At 46.8% G+C, this 22,778-nt stretch carries 21 protein-coding genes and 1 other RNA gene; 20 read left to right on the top strand and 2 right to left on the bottom strand.

All coding sequences use genetic code 11. From position 1 onward, the window contains the following. Positions 1–3: 3 nt before the first annotated feature. From MHB49_RS24725 to rnpB, 17 genes are all read left to right on the top strand, one after another. A complete protein-coding gene (locus tag MHB49_RS24725; RefSeq protein WP_405153348.1) occupies positions 4–975 on the top strand; it encodes a PhoH family protein in 972 nt (323 codons plus the stop codon). 15 nt (positions 976–990) lie between these two features. Next, positions 991–3,243 (top strand): HD family phosphohydrolase, encoded by a 2,253-nt coding sequence (locus MHB49_RS24720; RefSeq protein WP_247898562.1) that lies wholly within the window; start codon positions 991–993, stop codon positions 3,241–3,243. A gap of 34 nt (positions 3,244–3,277) precedes the next feature. Further along, positions 3,278–3,775 (top strand): rRNA maturation RNase YbeY, encoded by a 498-nt coding sequence (gene ybeY, locus MHB49_RS24715; protein ID WP_405153347.1) that lies wholly within the window; start codon positions 3,278–3,280, stop codon positions 3,773–3,775. After that, positions 3,775–4,146 (top strand): diacylglycerol kinase family protein, encoded by a 372-nt coding sequence (locus MHB49_RS24710; RefSeq protein ID WP_024628467.1) that lies wholly within the window; start codon positions 3,775–3,777, stop codon positions 4,144–4,146. Before ybeY ends, MHB49_RS24710 begins: the two co-directional genes overlap by 1 nt. 300 nt (positions 4,147–4,446) lie before the next feature. Beyond that, positions 4,447–4,860: a cytidine deaminase gene (locus MHB49_RS24705; RefSeq protein WP_405153346.1), complete on the top strand. Its 414-nt coding sequence runs from the start codon at positions 4,447–4,449 to the stop codon at positions 4,858–4,860. 41 nt (positions 4,861–4,901) lie between these two features. After that, a complete protein-coding gene (gene era, locus MHB49_RS24700; RefSeq protein ID WP_090901607.1) occupies positions 4,902–5,801 on the top strand; it encodes a GTPase Era in 900 nt (299 codons plus the stop codon). 106 nt (positions 5,802–5,907) lie between these two features. Next, positions 5,908–6,048, top strand: a complete 141-nt coding sequence (locus MHB49_RS24695) for a YqzL family protein (RefSeq protein ID WP_247898559.1) — start codon at positions 5,908–5,910, stop codon at positions 6,046–6,048. A gap of 33 nt (positions 6,049–6,081) precedes the next feature. Continuing rightward, the gene (gene recO, locus MHB49_RS24690) at positions 6,082–6,834 is read left to right on the top strand and encodes a DNA repair protein RecO (protein WP_405153345.1); all 753 of its coding nucleotides are present in this window, start codon (positions 6,082–6,084) and stop codon (positions 6,832–6,834) included. 146 nt (positions 6,835–6,980) lie between these two features. Continuing rightward, the gene (locus tag MHB49_RS24685; protein ID WP_405153344.1) at positions 6,981–7,145 is read left to right on the top strand and encodes a hypothetical protein; all 165 of its coding nucleotides are present in this window, start codon (positions 6,981–6,983) and stop codon (positions 7,143–7,145) included. 102 nt (positions 7,146–7,247) lie between these two features. Further along, on the top strand, positions 7,248–8,135 hold the full coding sequence (gene glyQ / locus MHB49_RS24680; RefSeq protein WP_192269025.1) for a glycine--tRNA ligase subunit alpha: 888 nt from the start codon (positions 7,248–7,250) through the stop codon (positions 8,133–8,135). After that, positions 8,128–10,203 (top strand): glycine--tRNA ligase subunit beta, encoded by a 2,076-nt coding sequence (gene glyS, locus MHB49_RS24675; protein WP_405153343.1) that lies wholly within the window; start codon positions 8,128–8,130, stop codon positions 10,201–10,203. Before glyQ ends, glyS begins: the two co-directional genes overlap by 8 nt. 194 nt (positions 10,204–10,397) lie before the next feature. Continuing rightward, a complete protein-coding gene (locus MHB49_RS24670; protein ID WP_405153342.1) occupies positions 10,398–10,898 on the top strand; it encodes a YaiI/YqxD family protein in 501 nt (166 codons plus the stop codon). Between the two features lie 47 nt (positions 10,899–10,945). Continuing rightward, on the top strand, positions 10,946–12,766 hold the full coding sequence (gene dnaG / locus MHB49_RS24665) for a DNA primase (RefSeq protein WP_247898555.1): 1,821 nt from the start codon (positions 10,946–10,948) through the stop codon (positions 12,764–12,766). 43 nt (positions 12,767–12,809) lie between these two features. Beyond that, complete coding sequence (gene rpoD / locus MHB49_RS24660) at positions 12,810–13,949, top strand: RNA polymerase sigma factor RpoD (RefSeq protein WP_247898554.1); 1,140 nt, start codon at positions 12,810–12,812, stop codon at positions 13,947–13,949. A 185-nt stretch (positions 13,950–14,134) separates the two neighbouring features. Beyond that, positions 14,135–14,893, top strand: a complete 759-nt coding sequence (locus MHB49_RS24655) for a tRNA (adenine(22)-N(1))-methyltransferase (RefSeq protein WP_405153341.1) — start codon at positions 14,135–14,137, stop codon at positions 14,891–14,893. Then, positions 14,869–15,984, top strand: a complete 1,116-nt coding sequence (locus MHB49_RS24650) for a Nif3-like dinuclear metal center hexameric protein (RefSeq protein WP_405153340.1) — start codon at positions 14,869–14,871, stop codon at positions 15,982–15,984. Before MHB49_RS24655 ends, MHB49_RS24650 begins: the two co-directional genes overlap by 25 nt. A gap of 80 nt (positions 15,985–16,064) precedes the next feature. Beyond that, positions 16,065–16,474, top strand: an RNA gene (rnpB, locus tag MHB49_RS24645) — RNase P RNA component class A. Between the two features lie 247 nt (positions 16,475–16,721). On the opposite strand, the gene MHB49_RS24640 is transcribed toward rnpB, so the two are convergent. After that, positions 16,722–17,951, bottom strand: a complete 1,230-nt coding sequence (locus MHB49_RS24640; protein WP_405153339.1) for a PLP-dependent aminotransferase family protein — start codon at positions 17,949–17,951, stop codon at positions 16,722–16,724. Between the two features lie 109 nt (positions 17,952–18,060). Here MHB49_RS24640 and MHB49_RS24635 point away from each other — a divergent pair, with 109 nt between their 5' ends. Further along, on the top strand, positions 18,061–19,581 hold the full coding sequence (locus tag MHB49_RS24635) for a PLP-dependent aminotransferase family protein (RefSeq protein ID WP_405153338.1): 1,521 nt from the start codon (positions 18,061–18,063) through the stop codon (positions 19,579–19,581). Positions 19,582–19,666: 85 nt separating this feature from the next. Continuing rightward, complete coding sequence (locus MHB49_RS24630; protein WP_405153337.1) at positions 19,667–19,924, top strand: hypothetical protein; 258 nt, start codon at positions 19,667–19,669, stop codon at positions 19,922–19,924. A 96-nt stretch (positions 19,925–20,020) separates the two neighbouring features. On the opposite strand, the gene MHB49_RS24625 is transcribed toward MHB49_RS24630, so the two are convergent. Then, the gene (locus tag MHB49_RS24625) at positions 20,021–21,898 is read right to left on the bottom strand and encodes a S8 family peptidase (RefSeq protein ID WP_405153336.1); all 1,878 of its coding nucleotides are present in this window, start codon (positions 21,896–21,898) and stop codon (positions 20,021–20,023) included. A gap of 287 nt (positions 21,899–22,185) precedes the next feature. Here MHB49_RS24625 and MHB49_RS24620 point away from each other — a divergent pair, with 287 nt between their 5' ends. Beyond that, positions 22,186–22,692: a YpuI family protein gene (locus MHB49_RS24620; protein ID WP_024628452.1), complete on the top strand. Its 507-nt coding sequence runs from the start codon at positions 22,186–22,188 to the stop codon at positions 22,690–22,692. Positions 22,693–22,778 lie beyond the last annotated feature (86 nt).

The raw sequence follows: 22,778 nt of genomic DNA, 5'->3' as shown, positions 1-22,778 counted from the left end.
TATTTGTCAGAGCAAACGCGCAGCATACAAATCTCCCTCCAAAGTGCGGGAGAGGGGCAGTCTCTTTTTGGACCCCAAGATATTTTTCTGAAACTGATTGAATCCGAGATTCCCGCCCAGATCGCATCCCGTGAAGCGGAGATTGTGATCCATGGCAACATTCAGCATGTGGAATCGCTTGAACAATTATTCGATGTGTTGTTGCAATTGGTACGTAACGGGTATGTGTTAACCGAAAGGGACGTCAAGTATGCCATTGAGCTTGCCAAGGAACTGCGTGCAGACCAGCTTCTGGATCTTTTCAAAGGCGAAATCACAACAACGTACCGCGGTAAGCCGATCCGGGTTAAAACGATTGGACAGAAGCACTATGTAACTACAATTAAAAAACGTGATGTTGTATTTGGTATTGGTCCTGCCGGTACGGGTAAAACGTATCTAGCTGTTGTGCTGGCTGTGGCAGCACTCAAGGAAGGAAGCGTCAAGCGTATCGTACTCACAAGACCTGCTGTTGAAGCGGGAGAGAGTCTCGGTTTCTTGCCTGGCGACCTCCAGGAAAAAGTTGACCCTTATTTACGGCCCCTGTATGATGCCTTGTATGATGTTATGGGACAAGAGCAGACCGCCAAGGCGCTGGAGCGCGGTTTGATCGAAATTGCACCTCTAGCCTATATGAGGGGGCGTACACTGGATGATTCGTTCATTATCCTGGATGAAGCCCAGAATACGACACCAGAGCAGATGAAAATGTTTCTGACCCGTCTCGGTTTTGGTTCCAAAATGGTTATTACTGGTGATGTGACGCAGATTGATTTACCGCGCGGCAAAAAATCAGGATTAGTGGAAGCAAATACAATACTGGGCCAAGTGGAAGAGATTGGATTTGTCTATTTTGCCGAGCAGGACGTTGTACGGCACTCCCTCGTCCAGAAAATTATCGTCGCTTATAACCAAGCCGCAGAAAATCAAGAATAGAAAGGGATTGTCTCGATGACCTCGAAGGAACTGTCAAAAGGCAAATCTTTTCAAAAAAATAGAGCCACAGGATGGAAGTATAGCGTGTGGGCACGCTATCTTCTGTTTTTGTTTCTGGTGATCCTCTTCTACGTTGGCCTTGCTTCGAAGCTGCTCCCGGAGCGGTATGATATTCAGGAAGGCACGAGAAGTGAAGTGAATATTGCTGCGCCCATGCAGATCCCGAATACCAAGGCTACCCTTAAAGCGCAAGAAGAAGCCGCTGAACGTGTGCAGCCGATGTTTCAGATTGTACAGATGCGTAACGAGAATCTGATGACCACTCTGCTTGATCGTATTGATCGATTGAATCAGGATGATCAGATTTCCAGTCAGGACAAGATTGATATCTATCGTGATGAAATACCGCAGCGTCAGAAAGACTTTGTGTCCAATTTTATCAATAACAACCGGAAAGCGGGTACATACTCCGAAACGCTTTTGGAAGAGATCAGAAATGTGGTACAGGAGCAAAGCTATCGTATCCCGGAAGAGACATATATCAAAATTTCACGTCTGACCTCGGATGATATTCAGGAGATGAAGGCCGTTGCTCGGGATATCGTCTCCAGGTTGATGACCGACCAGATTAGTGAGGCTACAACTGCTCGTGCCAAAGTGGCGGAGATGGTGAGTGTGAGCTCCCTAAGCAAGCGTACACAGCGTGAGGTTGTGCAGGAGCTGGCTCGTCTTGTGGTAACGTCAAACCGTTTCTATGATGAAGAAGGTACAAAGGAAGCTAAAGTACAAGCTCGTGAGAACACCCAAACGGTCTTTATCAAGCAGGGAGATACGCTTGTTGCCAAGGGCGAAATGATCACCCCGGAGATGTACACCCTTTTGGGCGAGAATGATTTACTGAAAAACGAAGTAAACTATTGGCCTCAGCTTGGATTGCTTATGCTGTCCTGTCTGTTGTCAGCAGCGATTCTCATGTATATTCAGCAATTTAGTGGAACGCATTTCAAATATAATAATGCTCAACTGCTAATGCTTGTACTTATCTTTATTATTACAATTGTGGTCATGCATGTTACAGCGATACTCCAGACCAGTGAGAATTCATACGTAGGCTTTCTTGCCCCTGTTGCCGTAGGAGCAATGTTAATTGCCTTGCTGCTGGATACATCGCTTGCCTTTGTCTGCTCGATTATTATCGGCATGCTGTCGAGCATTATTTTGAACACGCATCAGGGTCAAATTTTTGACTTTGAACTTGGTTTCTTCGCTGTGTTGGTATCGTTTGTTGCGATCTTTGCCACTCATCGGGCAAGTCAGCGGTCTACGATCCTGAAAGGTGCCATTATGGTCTGTCTGTTCGGATCGATCGCAGTTTTCACGCTGGCTCTGATTGACTCAAGTGACTGGAACCGTACGACAACCTTGTATGGCATTGGATTTGCGTTTGCCGGAGGCGTACTGACCGCGATATTGGTTATTGGGCTGATGCCATTTTTCGAGACCTCATTTGGCATCTTATCTGCACTGAAATTGGTGGAATTGTCTAATCCCAATCATCCGCTATTGCGTAAACTGCTAACAGAGACACCAGGCACATATCACCACAGTGTAATGGTAGGGAACCTGTCGGAAGCTGCCGCGGAGGCGATAGGTGCGAATGGGTTGTTATGTCGGGTCGGCTCATATTATCATGATATTGGGAAGACCAAGAGACCGATTTATTTTATTGAAAACCAAAATAATATGGAAAATCCACATGATTCGATTGATCCAAAGCTGAGCAAGTCTATTATCGTTGCTCATGCGCGCGATGGTGTGGAAATGCAGAAGGATTACAAGCTGCCAAGGCCTATTCGAGACATTGCTGAGCAGCATCATGGAACAACTTTCCTGCATTACTTCTATCACAAAGCGCTGCGTCAGGCCGAGGAGGCTGGAGTGGAACCTGATTTCACGGAAGATGATTTCCGTTATCCGGGTCCCAAGGCCCAGTCCAAAGAGTCAGCGATTGTTGGTATTGCTGACAGCGTGGAAGCTGCAGTTCGTTCCTTGCGGAAGCCTACCGTGGAACAAGTGGAATCCATGATCGAAAAAATTATTAAAGGTCGGCTGGATGATCATCAGTTTAATGACTGTGATCTGACGATGCGGGAGCTGGATATCGTCGCCAAGACCCTTAAGGAAACCGTTATGGGCATATTCCACTCCAGGATCGAATATCCGGAGGAAATGAAGAAACCGAAGCCGACCTCGCCTGAGGCGGGGTGATTCGCTAATTATGACAAGACAGGAGTATGAAAGAATGAGTCTTAACCTCGCATGGAATAATGAACAACAGAATAAAGAAATCACCGAACCGATGATCGCATTGCTGGAGAAGCTGCTGAACCTTGCAGGGGAAGCAGAGGGTGTTGCAGATGGGGAAGTGGCCCTGACTTTCGTAGATGATGAGCAAATTCATGAGCTAAACCGTGACTATCGCGGCATTGATCGTCCGACAGATGTATTGTCTTTTGCGATGAATGAGACTGTGGATGAGGAACTGGATATCATCTACGAACTGGACGAGGATGAAGAACTGGAAGAAATGCCGGATGTTCTGGGCGATATTATTATTTCTGTTCCACGGACCATTCAGCAGAGTGAAGAATATGGCCATTCATTTGAACGTGAGCTCGGGTTCCTGTTTGTTCACGGTTTCTTGCACCTGCTTGGATATGATCATCAGGATGAAGCCAGCGAAGCCGAAATGATGGGCAAACAGGAAGCGGTACTCGCCCAAGCCGGGTTGACACGATAATGAAAAGGCGCTCCTGGGGGATGGTATTCCGCAATGCTGCGGAAGGAATCGTATACGGGCTGCGGACTCAGCGGAATGTAAGAGTTCATACAGGAGTCGCCATTTTGATGTGTGCAGCCGGATTTTTTTTCGGAATTTCAAGAACGGATTGGATGTTTGTACTGACAGCCGTATTTCTGGTTCTTGTGACGGAGCTGATGAATACAGCAGTGGAAGCTGCTGTAGATCTGGCGCATCCGCATATACATCCGCTGGCAAAAGCGGCGAAGGACACCGCGGCCGGTGCAGTATTGCTGGCTGCGGTGTTCGCCGTCATCATCGGATGTATCGTTTTCATCAAGCCGGTGATGAGCTGGCTGGGTTTGCTCTGATTTTGTTTTTGTTTTTGTTTGTTTTGATTTTAATATTACACACTAATTGTAAAGTTGGACTCATTTTTAAGTTTAACTTCTGGTTTGCACAATTAACGGAGAGGTCAGAAATAACCTGTAGAAGCGAAGCGTTCGCCTTTATCACCGGATTTTCACTTTGGAAAAGTAAATCAATAAAATCCGGGGATAACAGCGATCGAAAGGTTGTTCTGACAGCGGAGAGGCCAGTGCAAATATTTTTAAGTTGAACTTAACTCATTGAGTGCAACTTTATATACACCCCAGAGGGAGAGATTAATAATGGATAATGGTTTGTTGATGCAAGAAGCAATTAAGGCACGTACGAAAGCGTATACGCCTTATTCTCATTTTGGTGTAGGTGCAGCTTTGCTTGACAGTGAGGGACATGTGCATCATGGTTGTAATATTGAGAATGCTGCTTATACACCCGGCAACTGTGCCGAGCGTACAGCCATGTTCAGTGCAATTGCAGGAGGGAAGCAACCACGCAGCTTTAAGGCGATGGCGATTGTGGGAGATACGGAAGGTCCAATTGCTCCATGCGGTGTATGTCGTCAAGTGATGTACGAACTGTGTGATCCGGATATGAAGGTCATTCTGGGTAACATGAAAGGTGATCTACAGGAGACTACAGTTGCCGAACTGTTGCCATGGGCTTTTGGTCCGTCTGATCTGAACTCTGCTAAAAAGTAAAAACTAATACATTCCAGGCCTAGGCGCCTGAGGAGGAACATATGAAAAAACAAGCATTTAAATCCGGTTTTGTAGCTATTATTGGACGTCCCAATGTAGGTAAATCCACGCTGATGAACCAAGTCATTGGACAGAAAATTGCGATCATGTCAGACAAGCCACAAACGACGCGTAATAAGATCCATGGTGTATACACATCAGAACAACAACAAATCGTTTTCCTGGATACACCGGGGATTCACAAACGTCAATCCAAGCTCGGCGATTACATGAACCAGACCGCTTTGAACACGCTTGGAGAAGTCGAAGCTGCTCTGTTTCTGATCGATGCTTCGGAAGGCATGGGCGGTGGTGACCGCTACATTGCAGAACAATTGAAAAATGTGCGGACGCCGGTCATTCTTGTCATGAACAAAATTGACAAAATTGAGCCGGAAGCGCTGCTTCCATTAATCGAGGAATATCGCAAGCTGCATAATTTCGCTGAGATTGTTCCTGTTTCAGCCATGCTTGGCAGCAATGTAAGCACCTTGCTCGAGCAGCTCGGCAAATATTTGCCGGAAGGGCCACAGTATTATCCGGATGACCAGGTTACAGACCATCCCGAGCAGTTCGTTTGTGCGGAGTTGATTCGTGAGAAAATTTTGCAAATGACGCGTGAAGAAGTGCCTCACTCCATTGCGGTAACGATTGAGGATATGAAAGTACAGGATAACGGCGTTGTTTATATTTCAGCCGTCATCTTTGTGGAGCGTGATTCGCAAAAAGGGATCATTATCGGTAAACAGGGTGCTTTGCTCAAGGAAGTGGGGAAACGTGCTCGCCAGGATATTCAAAATCTGCTGGGTTCCAAAATCTTCATGGACCTGTGGGTTAAAGTGAAAAAAGACTGGAGAAACCAGGAACGCGTACTGCGTGACCTTGGCTTCGGTCGTGAATAAATCAATTCAGTAAGTATCCAGTAATTGCAACACATAGTTTACCTTGCAAGACTCCATCCTATCTGGTAGAAGCAGACGTCGTTTTCGAAGAGAGGATGAAATTCCGATGCGAGATTTTTCGTGGAAGGTTTTTACGATGACGGGAGATGTGGAGTCTTATTTGTTGTATACCGAGGCATGTGGCTCATTGGGACAGGAATCGGAACCTGCAAGGGAAGTGATCGAAGATGAAGAAGCCGAAGGATAATTGGCTAATTCGGGAATGGTTAGGTGACGAGGCATGCTATACAGGGTGGAAGGGATTGTCATCCGCAGCATGGATTACGGCGAAGGAAACAAAATCATTACGCTTTGCACCGAAAGCGGCGGGAAAGTAGGAGTGCTCGTCCGAGGTGCCAAAAAGCCCAAAAGCCGACATGCTGCATTGGTGCAGCCATTTACGTACGGCCAGTATGTATATTTTCGCAACACGGGTCTGGGAACACTAAACGCAGGTGAGATCATCGAGTCTCATCATGAGCTGCGTGAAGATCTGGTTAAGGCTTCCTATGCATCTTATGCTTGTGAACTGCTGGATCGTGTGCTGCAGGATGAGGAGACAGGTACATTCTGGTTCAAACAGTTAAAAGCCTGTCTCCAAGCGCTAAAGGAAGAGAAGGATCCGGTCGTCATTACAAGCCTGTATGAAATGAAAATATTACAGGCAGCAGGGTATGGACCTCAGCTTGATGATTGCATTTCTTGTGGCCACGAGCGTCCAGATGAGCAATTATTTGTTAGTCCAAGGCTTGGAGGCGTTCTGTGCCGTGCTTGTAAACACTTTGATCCTCCGGCGATGTCCGTCAGTCCGAGGGCGTTAAAACTATTACGTTTGTTTGCCCAGCTGGATCTGCAAAGGCTTGGTAATATATCGGTGAGCGAAGGTACCCGTGATGAGATCAAAAAGATCATGCGGGGCTTTATGGATCATCAACTTGGCTTGAATCTAAAATCCCGTTCTTTTCTTGATCAAATGGAAAAGTATGGGATTTGAGTTTGCCTTGATATGGAATAAGGAATATATCTTGACTTCGTACTTATTTTTATATATTATGGACTATAATTTCTCTTTTTGGAGACATGCATTGAACGAGAAAGTAGGAGACTTGATTTAGTACATGCAGGAGCAGATAAGGTCGGTTGACCTTACTAGTTCTGTGTGAGCGAGCCGGGGATGGTGGGAGCCCGGTTGAATCGGTCTTTGAAATGGCACTCGGGAGCATGAAAGGACACGGAAAAGTGGGCTTGATTGAACGGGGACTCCTGTTTATATCCAAGCCAAGTAGGGTGGAACCGCGGGAGTAGCTCTCGTCCCTATGTCTGTATAACAGGCGTAGGACGGGGGCTTTTTATTGTCTGCACCGTTCTAGGCTTGTTCATCACAAACCATCGAAAAGGAGCATGATTATGAATTTTCAGCAGATGATTCTCACGCTGCAGCAATTCTGGGCCGAGCACAACTGTATTATTGTCCAGCCATATGATACGGAAAAAGGGGCAGGTACGATGAACCCAATGACCTTTTTGCGTTCGCTTGGACCCGAGCCTTGGAAAGTAGCTTATGTAGAGCCTTCCCGCCGTCCTTCGGATGGTCGTTATGGAGAAAATCCAAACCGTCTCTATCAGCACCATCAATTCCAGGTTATTATCAAGCCTTCTCCGGACAATATTCAGGAGATTTACCTGGAAAGCCTGAAACAGTTGGGCATTGATCCGCTCAAACACGATATTCGGTTTGTTGAAGACAACTGGGAGAACCCTTCCCTCGGCTGTGCTGGTCTTGGTTGGGAAGTATGGCTTGACGGTATGGAAATTACCCAATTTACGTATTTCCAACAAGTTGGCGGGATCGAGACGAATCCGGTAGCGGTTGAAATTACGTATGGAATGGAGCGTCTTGCTTCATACATTCAGGAAAAAGAAAATGTGTTTGAACTGGAATGGGTAGACGGTATTACATATGGTGATGTGTTCCGTCAGCCTGAATTCGAACACTCCAAATATACGTTTGAAGTATCGGACGTTAAAATGCTGTTTACTCTCTTCAATATGCATGAAGAAGAAGCGAACAAGGCTATGGCACAGCATTTGGTTTTTCCGGCTTACGACTATGTGTTGAAATGTTCACATACGTTCAACCTGCTGGATGCGCGCGGGGCAATCAGTGTAACGGAGCGTACTGGGTACATTACTCGTGTCCGTAACCTGGCTCGTCAAGTGGCTGCAACATATGTGGAAGAGCGTGAGAAGCTCGGCTTCCCGCTGATCAAGAAAGGGGGAGCTGAGCATGTCTAAGGATCTGCTGTTTGAAATTGGTCTGGAAGAAGTCCCTGCACGCTTCATGCGAGCAGCTATTGAACAGCTGCAGGATCGTGTCGTGAAGTGGCTGGATGCATCCCGCATTGCTTATGGTGAAGTGAATGCCTATGCCACACCACGTCGGCTGGCTGTTTTAATCAAGGATGTTGCCGATAAACAAGAGGACGTGGAAGAGGAAGTTAAAGGCCCTTCCCGTAAAATAGCATTGGACGACAGTGGTAACTGGAGTAAAGCTGCACTCGGATTTGCTCGCAGTCAGGGTGTTGAACCAGATCAGTTCACATTCAAGGAATTGAGCGGAGTTGAATATATCTACGCAACCAAGAGCAGCAAAGGTGTGGAAACAGCCTCTGTAATTGGGGAAGGTTTGCTGGCTGTATTGCATGCCATGACGTTCCCAAAATTCATGCGTTGGGCTTCCTATGATTTCAAATTTGTACGTCCAATTCGCTGGATTGTGGCTCTGCTGGGCAGCGATGTTATTGAGTTGGAAGTTGCAGGCGTAAAGTCTGGCAATGTAACACGTGGGCATCGTTTCCTTGGGAAAGAGGCAGTCATTTCGGACCCCGCTACGTATGTGGAAGTGCTTCGTTCCGAGCACGTTATTGCGGATATCAAAGAACGTGAGCAGATGATTGTATCCCAGATCCAGGCACTGGCTGCCGAGAAAAAATGGGATATTGCGATTAAGGAAGATTTGCTGGAAGAAGTCCTGTTCCTGGTGGAGACACCAACGGTGCTGTTCGGAACGTTCGAATCTTCATTTTTGAATATTCCACAAGAGGTATTGATTACTTCGATGCGCGAGCATCAACGTTATTTTCCGGTGCTTGATCATGCTGGCCAATTGTTACCATACTTTGTTACGGTTCGTAATGGTGGCAGTGATTCACTGGATGTTATTGCAAAAGGAAACGAAAAGGTACTTCGTGCACGTCTGTCTGATGCCAAGTTCTTCTACGAAGAAGACCAGAAGCTGGAGATTAAGGATGCATTATCGAAACTGGAAAGTATCGTCTTCCAGGAAGAGCTGGGCACGGTTGGTGATAAAGTTCGCCGTATTCGCAAAATTGCGGATGGTCTGGCTAGCAAGCTGCAAGTACCAGCTGATGTAGCCGAAGCGGTGAATCGTTCTGCGGATATCTGCAAATTCGACCTTGTTACACTTATGGTGGGAGAATTCCCTGAACTGCAAGGTGTGATGGGTGAAGATTATGCCCGTAAAGCTGGTGAAAAAGAAGATGTAGCCAAAGCGGTATTTGAGCACTATCAGCCACGCTTCGCCGGAGATCAATCTCCTGCTTCGCTTGTTGGTGCCATTGTGAGTGTTGCGGATAAAATGGATACGATTGTAGGTTGTTTCTCGATCAATATCATTCCTACAGGATCTCAAGATCCATACGCACTGCGCCGTCAGGCAGCAGGCATCGTTCAAATTCTGCTGGATCACAATCTTCCGCTGACATTGTCCGACGTATTCGGCGTTGCACTTCAAGTGCATGCTCAGATGAACCTGTTGAAACGTGCGGATGAAGAAGTTCGTAAAGATTTGCAGGACTTCTTCGGCCTTCGTGTGAAGAAATTATTGTCGGAATCGGTTCGTTATGATGTTGTGGATGCAGTCATTTCTTCCGGATTTGATGACATCAGCGCGGTAGTTCCAAAAGGTGAGGCACTTATGGCAGCTGTCCAAACGGGAGATGCCTTCAAAACAACTGTCGAATCCTTCAACCGTGTCGGTAATCTGGCTGCCAAAGCTTCCAATGCTTCGGTTCATGCAGAACTCTTTACAGAAGAAGGAGAGCGTCAGCTGCATGAAGCATGGAGCAAGACCAATGAAGAATATCGTCAGGTATTGTCTCAGCATGCTGCAGCTGAAGCGCTCGCGATTGCATCGGCTTGGAAGGAAGCTATCACCGTATTCTTCGATTCGGTTATGGTTATGGCTGAAGATGAAGCTGTGCGGGCAAATCGTCTAGCACTGCTTGCAGCCATTGATCGGGATCTGAAATCTTTCGCTGATTTCTCCAAACTGGTCTGGTAGTCGGGTGCCGTTTATGCTCCAGAGGACAGATCTGAGGCAAAGCATAAATTCAGTATTAAAGAAGGATATATGAGGGTATAAATATACGGAACGGATTGTGAGAAATTTATATTTACAGCCGTTCCGTATTTTAGCCTTTGATTTCCATAGACAGGTCAGAAGGATTTTGACTGGCTGGGGTCGTATATTACAGTATGCAGCTATTTTATGAAACCGGGTGGTCTGGTTTGAGTGAGTTGAATGTACGCCATATTGTTGTTGATGGTGATGCTTGCCCGGTTAAGTCGGAGATCGCAGAAACAGCTCTCCGATTCAAAGTTCCTGTATTAATGGTCTCTTCATTTGATCATTTTCTTCAGGGCGGAGAAGGAGTTCGCACTGTTCAAGTAGATCGAAGTGATCAGAGTGCAGACCTGTACATTGCCAATCACATCAAGCCATACGATGTGGTCATTACACAGGATTATGGACTGGCGGCGCTCGCACTTGGCAAACGTTGTTATGTTTTATCATTTCGTGGTCGTGAGTTTAATGATCGTGACATTGATTTCATGCTGGATTCCCGTCATACTGCGGCCAAAGCACGAAAAAGAGGCCAGTATGGAAAAGGGCCAAAAGCTTTCACAGAGCAGGATCGGGAAATTTTTCAACATAAACTGACAAAACTTTTGAAAGATTTGCAGGAGAATGTGTAAGTTTATCGAATAATATTTACGTGTTAAAGAGATGAAGGTGGACCAAGATGAGTACCGGACAAGGCGGTATACCCGAAAGCATTATTGAATCGGTGTTACAGCAGCATGATATCGTCGATACGGTGAGCCGATTTGTACATCTGACCAAACAGGGGAAATATATGAAAGGCCTCTGTCCTTTTCATTCTGAGAAGACGCCTTCGTTTACAGTTACGCCTGAGAAACAAATTTTCTATTGCTACGGTTGCGGCACGGGTGGAAATGCCATCAAATTCAGGATGGAAATCGAAGGGTTATCCTTTCCCGAGGCTGTCAAAACGATGGCAGAAGAAAGCCACATTTCAATGGGGGACTGGCAAGGGCGTGAATCGGCTCATGTTAATCCAGAGACCGAACGTTTATTGGAGGCATATGAGCTTACCGCGAAACTGTATCATTTCTTATTGAAAAATACAGAGCACGGCAAAGTGGCTATGGAATATTTACGGTCACGTGGGTTTAGCGATAAACTCATTGATCAATTCCAGATTGGCTATGCACCTAATCGCTGGGACACCTTGGTACAATTTCTGGAGAAACGCGAATTTCCGCTTGAAGAGATGGAGAAGGGTGGTTTACTGTCACCGCGAAACGAAGGTCAGGGTTATGTGGACCGTTTCCGAGACAGGGTCATGTTTCCGATTAATGGCAGGAGCGGAAAGCCGATTGCATTTGCAGGCCGCATTTTGGGAGACGGGCAACCAAAGTATCTAAATTCACCGGAAACCCGGTTGTTTAACAAAAGCCGTGTTCTCTACAATCTGCATCATGCCAAAAATGCAATTCGCAAACAAAGACAGGCCATATTGTTCGAAGGATATGGTGATGTTATCTCCGCCTGGGATCAGGATATCCAGAATGGTGTCGCAGCAATGGGTACTGCGCTTACTGAGAATCAGGCACTGATGCTTAAAGGCATGTGTGACGAAGTCATTGTATGTTATGACGGTGATCGAGCTGGACAGGCTGCAGCACTCAAAAACTTCCCTATACTTGAGGAAGCCGGATTGCGAGTCAAAATTGCTCTAATACCGGATGGGTTAGACCCGGATGATTTCATCCGCAAGCATGGTGGCGAGCGGTTCCGTAACCAGATTGTGGACGGGGCCGTAACGACTACAAAATTTAAGCTTATAAACCTGAAAAAAAACCATATACTGCTAGAAGGCGGCGGACAAATTGCTTATTCCAAGGAAGCGGTGAAGCTTATTGCTCCTTTGTCTTCTCCTACAGAACGGGAAGTATATCTTCGGGAACTGGCTGCGGAAGTGGACGTATCATTTGAAACACTGAAGCAGGAGTGTAACGAAGAACGGGAAGCCATGAAAAATAACCTCCAGTTTGGGGATAATAACCCGAAAAGGTGGAATAATGGTAGGCAACAAAATAGGCAGGTGCCTACACCCAATCTGTTGCCGGCTTATCACGCTGCTGAACGCAAACTGCTCGCCTGGATGCTTCAGGATGATGAGGCTGCCCAGTACGTAAATGAGCATCTCGGTGAAGCTTTTAACTTGGATGATCATGCAGCTATTGCTGCTTATCTATATGCCTATTATGCGCAAGGCAAACCGTCGGATACAAGCCGTTTTATGTCTTCACTGCATGACGATCGACTGGAAAAGACAGTCAGTTCAATCTCGATGATGGATGGTCCAGGTGAATGGAGTGTTCAGGTGCTCGACGATTGCATCAGGGAAGTGCTGAAATATCCGCGTAAGAAAGAGTACGATCTGAAAAAAGAAGAAATGATTGCTGCAGAGCGGGCAGGTGATTCTGTACGCGCGGCACAAATTGCAATTGAAATGATTGCCCTAGAGAGACAGTGAACGTCTGAATGTTGGATGTTTCTAGGGAGGAGGGAGTCTAGTTATGGCGAATGATCAGCATACTGAACTAGAAACAGAATTGACGCTGGATCAGGTTAAGGACCAATTGATTGAATCAGGTAAGAAAAGAGCTTCGTTGAACTACAAGGAAATTATAGAAAAACTTTCTCCATTTGAGCAAGACGCAGAACAGATGGATGAGTTCTACGAACAACTAAGCGACCTGGGTATTGATGTCGTGAACGAAAATGATGAAGAGGTAACCCTTCGCCCTAGTGAAGATTCCGAGAACAACAACAGAGAGGGAGACGATGAATTCCACTTTGATGATGATCTGAGCCTTCCACCAGGAATCAAAATCAACGACCCTGTACGGATGTATCTCAAAGAAATTGGTCGTGTACCTTTGTTGTCTGCAGATGACGAAGTAGAACTGGCTAAACGGATTGAGAACGGGGATGAAGAAGCGAAACGTCGTTTGGCTGAAGCAAACCTTCGTCTCGTAGTCAGTATCGCCAAGCGTTATGTCGGACGCGGAATGTTGTTCCTGGATTTGATTCAGGAAGGTAACATGGGTCTGATCAAAGCCGTTGAGAAGTTCGACCACAAAAAGGGCTATAAATTCAGTACTTATGCAACATGGTGGATTCGCCAAGCGATCACTCGTGCGATTGCGGACCAAGCGCGTACCATTCGTATCCCTGTGCATATGGTGGAGACGATTAATAAGCTGATCCGGGTATCCCGTCAGCTGTTGCAGGAACTTGGGCGTGAACCGACACCAGAAGAAATCGCTGCCGAGATGGATCTGAGTGTGGAAAAAGTTCGTGAGATTACGAAGATTGCTCAGGAACCGGTTTCCCTGGAAACACCAATTGGCGAGGAAGATGATTCCCATTTGGGCGATTTCATCGAGGATCAGGAAGCATTGGCTCCGGCGGATGCTGCTGCCTATGAGTTGCTGAAAGAACAGCTCGAGGATGTCCTGGATACATTGACTGAGCGTGAAGAGAACGTGCTTCGTTTGCGTTTTGGTCTGGACGATGGACGTACAAGAACGCTGGAAGAAGTGGGCAAGGTATTTGGTGTTACGCGTGAGCGTATTCGTCAAATTGAAGCCAAGGCTCTTCGTAAATTGCGTCACCCTAGCCGCAGTAAACGGCTTAAGGATTTCCTCGAATAACATCACTACTGGGAGACTTTCCGCAAGACGCTTAAGCGGCGGCGGGGTCTCCTTTATTTTTAAATTGAACAACTAAATTTCTTGGTTTTGGTAATTCATCCTTGAAATGTTTTATTGGATTTCATTTTATCGCTTTTTGTTGTTCAATGCAAATCAATAAATTAAATGAATAGTGCGGGTGCTTCATGAAACTTTCGAATCGATTACAGCAAATACATGATCAAATTCCCGAAGGCAGCCGATTGGGTGACATTGGTTCAGACCACGCTTTGCTTCCGGTAGCGGCAGTACGCAGCGGGAAAGCAGCAAGTGCAGTAGCCGGAGAAGTCAACCCCGGCCCTTATGAAGCTGCACGCAAACAAGTCAGCGATGCGGGTCTGAAGGAACAAATTACAGTACGTCGTGGAGATGGTTTGGATGTCATCTCTGCTGGAGAAGTGGATGTTATCACCATTGCCGGTATGGGAGGGGCACTCATTGCCTCCATTCTGGATCGAGGCCTCTCCAAATTGGATGAGGTTAAGCTTCTTATTTTGCAGCCGAATGTTGGTGAAGATATTCTCAGACGCTGGTTGCTCAAGCATCACTGGGTGGTGGTTGCAGAACAGCTGCTTGAGGAAGACGGCAAAGTGTACGAGATTATTACAGCTATGCCGCAAAACCTCAGTCCAATCGCCAATGAGGAAGTATATCGCGCACGTCCGCTGGAAGGCGGAGTGGAATTGACATCGGATTTGCTGCTACGCATGGGACCTTATTTGACAGACCGTCCTACGGATGTGTTTTTTGCCAAATGGGAGAGTGAAATCGTCAAGCTGCAAAGTGTTCAGCAGTCGATCTCCAAATCCGATCAGGAGTCTTCGCGGGACAAGGCAGCTGAGGTGGAGCGTCTTATCGTAAACTTGAAGGAGGTACTCTCATGTTTGCCAAAGGTCAAACGGTAATTCAATGGATGGAGCAGCTTGCTCCCAAACATCTGGCTGTGCCGGACGATCGGATTGGTCTTCAGCTGGGCAGTCTGCAAAAGGAAATTACACACGTTCTTATCGCACTTGATGTGACAAACGAAGTTGTAGATGAGGCCATTCGAATTGGAGCCAATCTGATTATTGCCCATCATGCCATCATTTTCCGTCCGGTCAAATCATTGAATACGGACACACCAATGGGGAAACTGTACGAGAAGCTGATCAAGCATGATATTGCGGTGTACATTAGTCATACCAATCTGGATGTGGCTGAAGGTGGAATGAATGACTGGATGGCCGAGGCCATCGGAATGGAGAGCAAAGAGTCACTTGAGGATGTACATACAGATCATTTGTTCAAACTGGCTGTATTTGTACCCCGCACCCATCATGAGCAGGTGCTCCAGGCGATCCTCGAAGCGGGCGCTGGCAGTATCGGTCAATACAACAAGTGCAGCTTCAATACGGAAGGCACAGGTACTTTTGTACCGGGAGAAGGGACGCAGCCTTTTATCGGTACACAGGGACAGATGGAGCGTGTAGAGGAAATACGCATTGAGACCATCGTACCGCAAAGTCTGCGCAGCAAGGTTGTACAAGCGATGCTGAAGGCTCATCCGTATGAGGAAGTGGCCTATGACCTGTATGCAATGGATTTAAAAGGCCGTACGCTCGGTCTGGGGCGCTTGGGACCGCTCAAACAACCAAAGACTCTTGGTGAGCTGGTGGACGTCGTGAAGGCCCAACTGGATGTGCCATACGTTCGAGTGGTAGGCGATCTCAATCGTCAAATCAAAAAAGCAGCAGTGCTTGGCGGCTCAGGCAGCCGTTATACCCTTCCTGCACGATTCAAAGGTGCAGATGTCATTGTAACAGGAGACATTGATTATCATACGGCTCATGATGCGCTGATGGCGGGTATGTGCATCATCGACTGCGGGCATAATGCCGAAAAAATCATGAAACCGAAAACTGCGGACTGGCTGCGTTCACGTTTGGAAGAAAAACGTTATGAGACGCAAGTAACCGCATCCGAGGTAAACACGGAAGTATTCCAGTTTATCTAAAAGCATTCGGATACATCATTTCCAGTAAGATTAAGCTTGTTTGTATACTCAAATGCCTGTATACTATTAATGTTGTTCGGAAAGCTTGACAGACAATCGCTGGTGGCCTTTGTTGCCACGAGAGGAAAGTCCGGGCTCCACAGGGCAGGATGCTGGATAACGTCCAGTCAGCGCGAGTTGAAGGATAGTGCCACAGAAATGGACCGCCGATGGCCGGATTTTCCGGCACAGGCAAGGATGGAACCGAGGTGTAAGAGACCCCGAGGAACGCTGGTGACTTCGTTCCTGGTAAACCCCATCTGGAGCAAGACCTAATGGGACACAGTCGACTCTTCGGAGAAGGCAGCCTTAGCCCGAGGTGTGTCTAGGTTGGTCGCTTGAGCTGTGCAGCAATGTATGGCCTAGATAGATGATTGTCGCTTGTGGTGGGAGGGTAGTTCCCGTCTGAACCACGAAGAGCACAGAACCCGGCTTACGGTAAGCTTTCCTAACTACAACACAACAGTAGCAAGTATGGTCCACGATCAGTCAAGGGCAAACAGAACGATTGTACCTGATGTGCCTGACTGATTAGAAGGACGCAATTAAACTTCAAAAGAATTCCTGGACTTTCAGGTAAATATAAATAAGGCGTCAGACTTGAAGCTTTCTCGGGTCTGACGCCTTATTTTTGTTGTTATTCGTTGTAGATGTAGAAAGAGAAATTTGTTCCTAATAATACAGTGGATGACAGTTCCTTATAACGTAACTACACTATCCGACTGTAATGATGCGTGCCAGCGTTGAATGGCACGGTCCATACGCTCTACAGCCTCGGGAAGCAGATCTGGATCGGTGTGGGTAAAGTTGATCCGCATACGGTTTAGTTCCGGCGTGCCCGCGTAGAAGGAATCCCCTGGTACAATGCATACTTTCTCCTGTATTCCATAAGTAAACAGATTGCTGGCCAGCATGCCTTCAGGCAGCTGCAACCATAAGAACATCCCGCCTTGTGGAGAATTCCAGGAGATACCTTCCCATGATTTTGCAGCCATAAGAGAGGTCATTTTAATCATCCGTTGTTCATAGTCCTGTGAAATATTACGAATATGCCCGTCCAGATCGAATGACTCCAATAGCGCATGAAGTGCTCTTTGGTCGATGCTGCTGGAATGCAAGTCCGCACCCTGTTTGGCGCGGGCAGCTATTTTGACCACATCCGGAGCAGCCAATATCCAGCCAGTGCGGAGGCCGGGAGCTACTGTTTTGGAGAATGTGCTGGTGTAGATGACATTGGAAGGACCCTCATAGGATGCTGCATCCAGTTGCGCCAGTGAAGGGGCGTCCAGTTGTTCAGGTTTAAATCGGATTTCACCATAGGGATCGTCTTCCAGGATTAATACTCCATATTTTCGACACAGATCCACGGCTTGTTGCCGTCTGGAACGACTCCATACTTTGCCCGACGGGTTGGAGAAAGTAGGGTTAATATAGACGAGCTTTGGACGATGCTGTTGGAGCTGTTCCTCCAGTGATTCAGGCAACATTCCGTCATCGTCACAGGTAACACCCTGTGCCTCAGCCTGATAGGAGTGTATTACCTGAAGGGCAGCCAGATAGGTTGGTGATTCAACCAGAACGCTGTCGCCTGGATCGAGCAAAATTCGGCACACCAGGTCAATGGATTGCTGTGATCCGGTGGTCAGAAGCATGTGATCAGGTGAAGCGGGAATGCCCTTGGATTCAAGACGTTCGGCAATTTTGGCGCGTAGTGGTCGGAAACCTTCTGTCTCTGCATATTGAAGAGCCGCTGAGCCGCCCATAAATACCTTTTCGTAAGCTTCACGGATAGCTTCAAGCGGGAAGGATGACTGAGCAGGCAGACCTCCGGCAAGAGAAATCATTCCAGGTGCCTGGGCAGCCTGTAACATGTCGCGAACGACAGAGGACGGGGTGTTTTGTGCCATTTTGGACCAAGGGATATTCATATTATTCTCATCTCCTGTTATTCACTGTTATACTGATATTATAAACTATAATAGACGGAATGCAGTATAACAGTAAAATGCTAATCATAACAGTTGGGAGGGCATACGTATGCACATTGAATTGAAGCGAGGAAGCAGCACCAAGTTGTATGTTCAGATTGCCCTTACACTTGCAGACCGAATAAGGTCTGGACTAATAGAGCCTGGGACTCGTCTGCCGTCTGTACGTAAAATGACCACAGATCTGGGCGTCAGCCTGGTTACCGTGTCCAAAGCCTATGCCGAGCTCGAAGCGATACAACTGATTACCTGTTCTCAGGGGAAGGGATGTTATGTAAGGGGGGCACAAGAGCTGGAGATAACGGAGGATATGGAGAGGACTGACCGTACCCAAGCAAAGAATGAATCCAGCACGCCATGGAATTGGCAGATGGCTCTTGTGGATTATTTACCCCGAGCTCAGCTCTGGCGACATTTTGATGCATCTCCTCAAGTCAAATTTGAACTGCATATGTCAGCCATTCAGCCGGAATTGTTGCCAACACGAGAGATAATTGACAGTGCATATCGGCTTTCCTCGGATCATCCAGAGCGCATGGCGGCCTATGGCTCTTTTCAAGGTGATCGTGAGCTGCGTCAGACATTTTCCGCGCATTTTGCCGAAAGAGGGCTGCGGGTAATGCCTGAACGGATGCTGATTACGAGCGGTACCCAACAGGGAATTGATCTTGTAGCGCGTACATTTGTTGGGCCTGGAGACGTTGTTTACATGGAAGCACCAAGCTATACCGGAGCAATTGATGTGTTTACAAGCCGAGGAGCGAAGATCATTACAGTTCCAATGGATGACGATGGTATGCGAATTGATCTGTTAACCCGGTTATGTGATACATACCCGCCCAAGTTGATTTATACCATTCCTACGTTTCACAATCCTACAGGCATTACGATGAGTGCCAAACGGCGTGCGCAGCTGCTTAATCTTGCTCAGAGTTACCATTGTCTCATTTTGGAGGATGATCCGTTCGCCGATCTGTATTTTCGTGATCCGCCCCCTGCCTCCATTAAATCCATGGATGGGACGGGGCATGTGATATATATCAAAAGCTTCAGCAAGGTACTGTCTCCCGGCTGTCGTGTGGCGTGTGCGGTTGCAGATGGGAGTGTGCTTACCCGACTTGTTGCTGCTAAATCTACTGCGGATCTTGGGAGTCCGCTTCTTACACAAAAAGCATTGCAATCATTCATACAGCATCAATACAGTTCGTATGCGGCGCGATTGAGGGATGAATTGTATTCCCGTCTGCTTGCTGCATCGACGGTATTAGAGGAACATGGTTCTCCGGGGATGTACTGGACTTTGCCTGATGGGGGACTAAACTTGTGGCTGCAATTGCCCGATGGCGTGGATATGCGTGAACTGCATCGCCAGTCGCTTATCGCAGGGGTTTCCTTTTTGCCTGGATCAGCCTGTTATGTGGGGGAAACGGATACAGCGAGTTTACGGATCTGCTTTACTGTTACGGATCAGGAACGATTATGTGAAGGGCTGCGGGTTTTATGCAGGGTGATAGAGGCCGTTAGACCTCAACAGGGAGGGACAACGGCGGACAGGCTCCCGCTTATATAATTTTCACCAATATGGACATACATCCAATCCTCAACGGACCATGTGCAATACGTTATAGTATCACTTGAAAGGGAGTTGGTTTGTAATGAGTCATTTCTGTCCACCACTTTGTCCGATTGTATGTGATCCAGTCCAGGTTGTTGAAGATTACTATATCCCGCAAATCGTACCTGTAATCCACCCGATCGAAGTCATTAAAAAGCATCATTGTGTGCCAATTCATCATCATATGTACCCTGTCGTGGTCAAAGAAGAAGATCCTTGTTATGTTTCAAGCCACAACGTTAAGAAAAAATCCGTGAAAAAATCAGGTAAATCCCGCACAACTTCTCGCAAACGCTAGTCGCAGCGGATGCCCCGGGGGAATAGGTTAACCATACCAAAGAGCAGCGTACGCCCCGGGGCGCAGCTGCTTTTGTTTTTTTATGCCAGTGTACGGTTATTGTTTGATATATTTTTTCATTGTATTGTCCAATTGCTGCCTCACATGCTGTGGCCAAAATTGAAGTGGGGCACTGCTGCCGGAAGCTGCCTCCAATGCTTTAAATACATCGATTTGACCATAACCAAAATACTTGTCATGACCTGGATCACCGAGATCTATGACGCTTTGACGCATAAGATCCATTACCTCTGTGTTGGTCAGATCAGGATTTAACGAGCGAATCAATCCTGCAAGAGCGGCTACATGGGGGCTTGCCATGGACGTTCCGGACAAGGCTGCATATTGGTTGTTCGGATACGTACTTGCAATGCTGGAACCTGGTGCCGTCACATCGACATAATCCCCGTAGTTGGAATAGGAAGCTTTGTTCATGTCTGCATCCGTAGCAGAAACCGCAAATACTTCAGGATAGGCAGCAGGGTATCCCGGACGCTCGGTATTGTCGTTGCCCGTCGCTGCAATTAACACGATGTCACGATCAAAGGCATATTTGATAGCATCATGAAGGAATTGGGCGTCGGCGTAATTGCCCAGACTCATATTAATGACCTTGGCTCCATGATCGGCCGCCCAGATGATCCCCTCAGCCACAGCATAGGTTGTGCCAGAACCTGAATTGTCCAGCACTTTAACAGGAAGTACCTTGTTATACCAGCTCATGCCTGCCACACCTTCTTTGTTATTCACTACTGCACCGATGATACCTGCTACATGTGTTCCATGGCCTACGTCGTCAAGCGGTTTGCTCGCTGGATCGACAACGTTATAACCGTTCAACAGTTTGCCCTTCAAATCGGGATGTGTCAAATCAACACCGGTATCCACCACGGCAACGATAACATCCTTGTTTCCCTTCGTAATATTCCATCCCCGGTTAGTCTCAATGGCGGGCAGGTTCCACTGATAGTCGGTGAACAAAATATCATTGGGTACCGTAACATTTTTTTGTTCAGGAACGGTTTCATTGGTTAAATACATGTAGTGGGGTTCCATATACAGCGGATTCCATTTACGTTCGAAATAAGCATGTAATTGCTCATAATTCATATGTTCTGACCGAAAGACATACGTGTATCCCAACTTTCGTACTGACTGAGTCTGCAGGTCGGATTTAATGATGCGCATATCCCGTTCCCCTGGATCTTGTCGGAATCGGATGACAATTTCATTTTCGAAAAAATGACTGGCATTGGCGTTATCATGCCCTGTTTTTACCGTGATTTCTTTAAGGGTATCCGGGTGCACAGACTCGATTTTAAATTTGCCTTCACGCGGATACGGGATCATCCGCAAATTTTTGCGCTGATGCTGTTCCACAGCATTCAGAATATTCTGGCTAAACAGAGCGATAACAGCTCGTTCTCCATCCTTGGAGGGCTGCGCCATGACAAAAAACTTTTCCTTGCCCAGAGGAAAGGACGAAGATTCAAAGCTTTGACGTTTGCTTACGGCTTTCTTCGCCAAGGCAAGAGAATGTTCCAGCTTTTGCTGTTCCATTTTGCTTCCTTTTACTGCTGTTTTGTCATAGTGCCGACTGTGTGATCCATTGGTATTCATTACGTCAATAGACCGGATATGATCATGGGTTCGTTGTAATTCTTTAACGTATTGGCTTATCTGCACATCATTCATTTTGGAGGTCTTCTCAAGCATGATGCTAAGGTGCTGTTTGGCATCCGCGCGGGTAAGCAGATCGGTTGATTTTACATCTTGGATTTTGAGACGTTGTTTGCTGGCATGTTCCTCATGTGGAGAGTCGGGCATGGCACTTGGAGCAGGAACAGGGCGATTGGACGTTGGGAGCAAAAGAGTCAAGGCAAGTGCGCCCGCACCCGCTGCAATGGCCCAGTTAACCCATTTCGGTCTGGACATAGGGGATGGAACCTCCTCGTTTATTTTGACAATCATTTAACAGTGCTCTGATTTCATCGTTGTCACTGGATGTATCTATCGTTAGGAAAAGTGGTTATTTTTATGCAGGTGGACATCGGGTGAAGTGTATGTAATGGGCATGCTCAGGGACCAGAAAGGAAAGCCTGATTAAGGGATACCGCTCGTCATCTTTTTATGGTAGGATAGTAGCTGAGAATTCAAGGTCAGGGGAGAACCTCCGTTGACCAACCTATATGTAAGGACTTATTTAAGGGGGAGCTACCTTTATGTCAGCAGCCAATGTACAGAAAACATGTGAGTCAACTAGGGAAAAGTTAAAACCGGCTATCGATCGGATCGAACAATTTTTGAATGAAAATGCCTTGCCTGAACTGGATCAGAATCAGACGGAGGAGTCATCTGCCTTCTACAAAGGATTTCTTTCGGATCTCCGGCATCTACTTGTTTTTTCTGAAGTTTCTTACGAAAAACTTGGCGTTGTGCTGCGTCGTGCCAATTTTGATGTCGATTTTGCCGAAAAGGCTCTCTATAACACTTACCATCAAAGCATCAACAGCTTTTTTTATCCTAAAAATGAATGTTACTCCGAAGATGGAAGATATGCTTACACTGGTCAGGATGCAATCCGTTTCCGTGATAAACCCATTCGTGCAGTACGGGATGTCATTCTGGAGATATCAAAAACGTACGAGGAATTGCGCGATGATCTGGCCTTTTATGAAAGTGACTACCTAACACAGCGTCGGATGCAAAACCAACGCAATCACGCGTAATCTTTTTCAACTCATATGTGAATTGGACAAAACCGCCCTTGTGGCGGTTTTTTTGCGTTTTTTTAATGGAATTGGTATGAAGGAGC

Source organism: Paenibacillus sp. FSL K6-0108 (assembly GCF_045040695.1).
GTDB lineage: Bacteria > Bacillota > Bacilli > Paenibacillales > Paenibacillaceae > Paenibacillus > Paenibacillus pabuli_B.
Note: the sequence above shows the minus strand (reverse complement) of the source record. Positions and strands in the feature narration are given on the sequence as shown.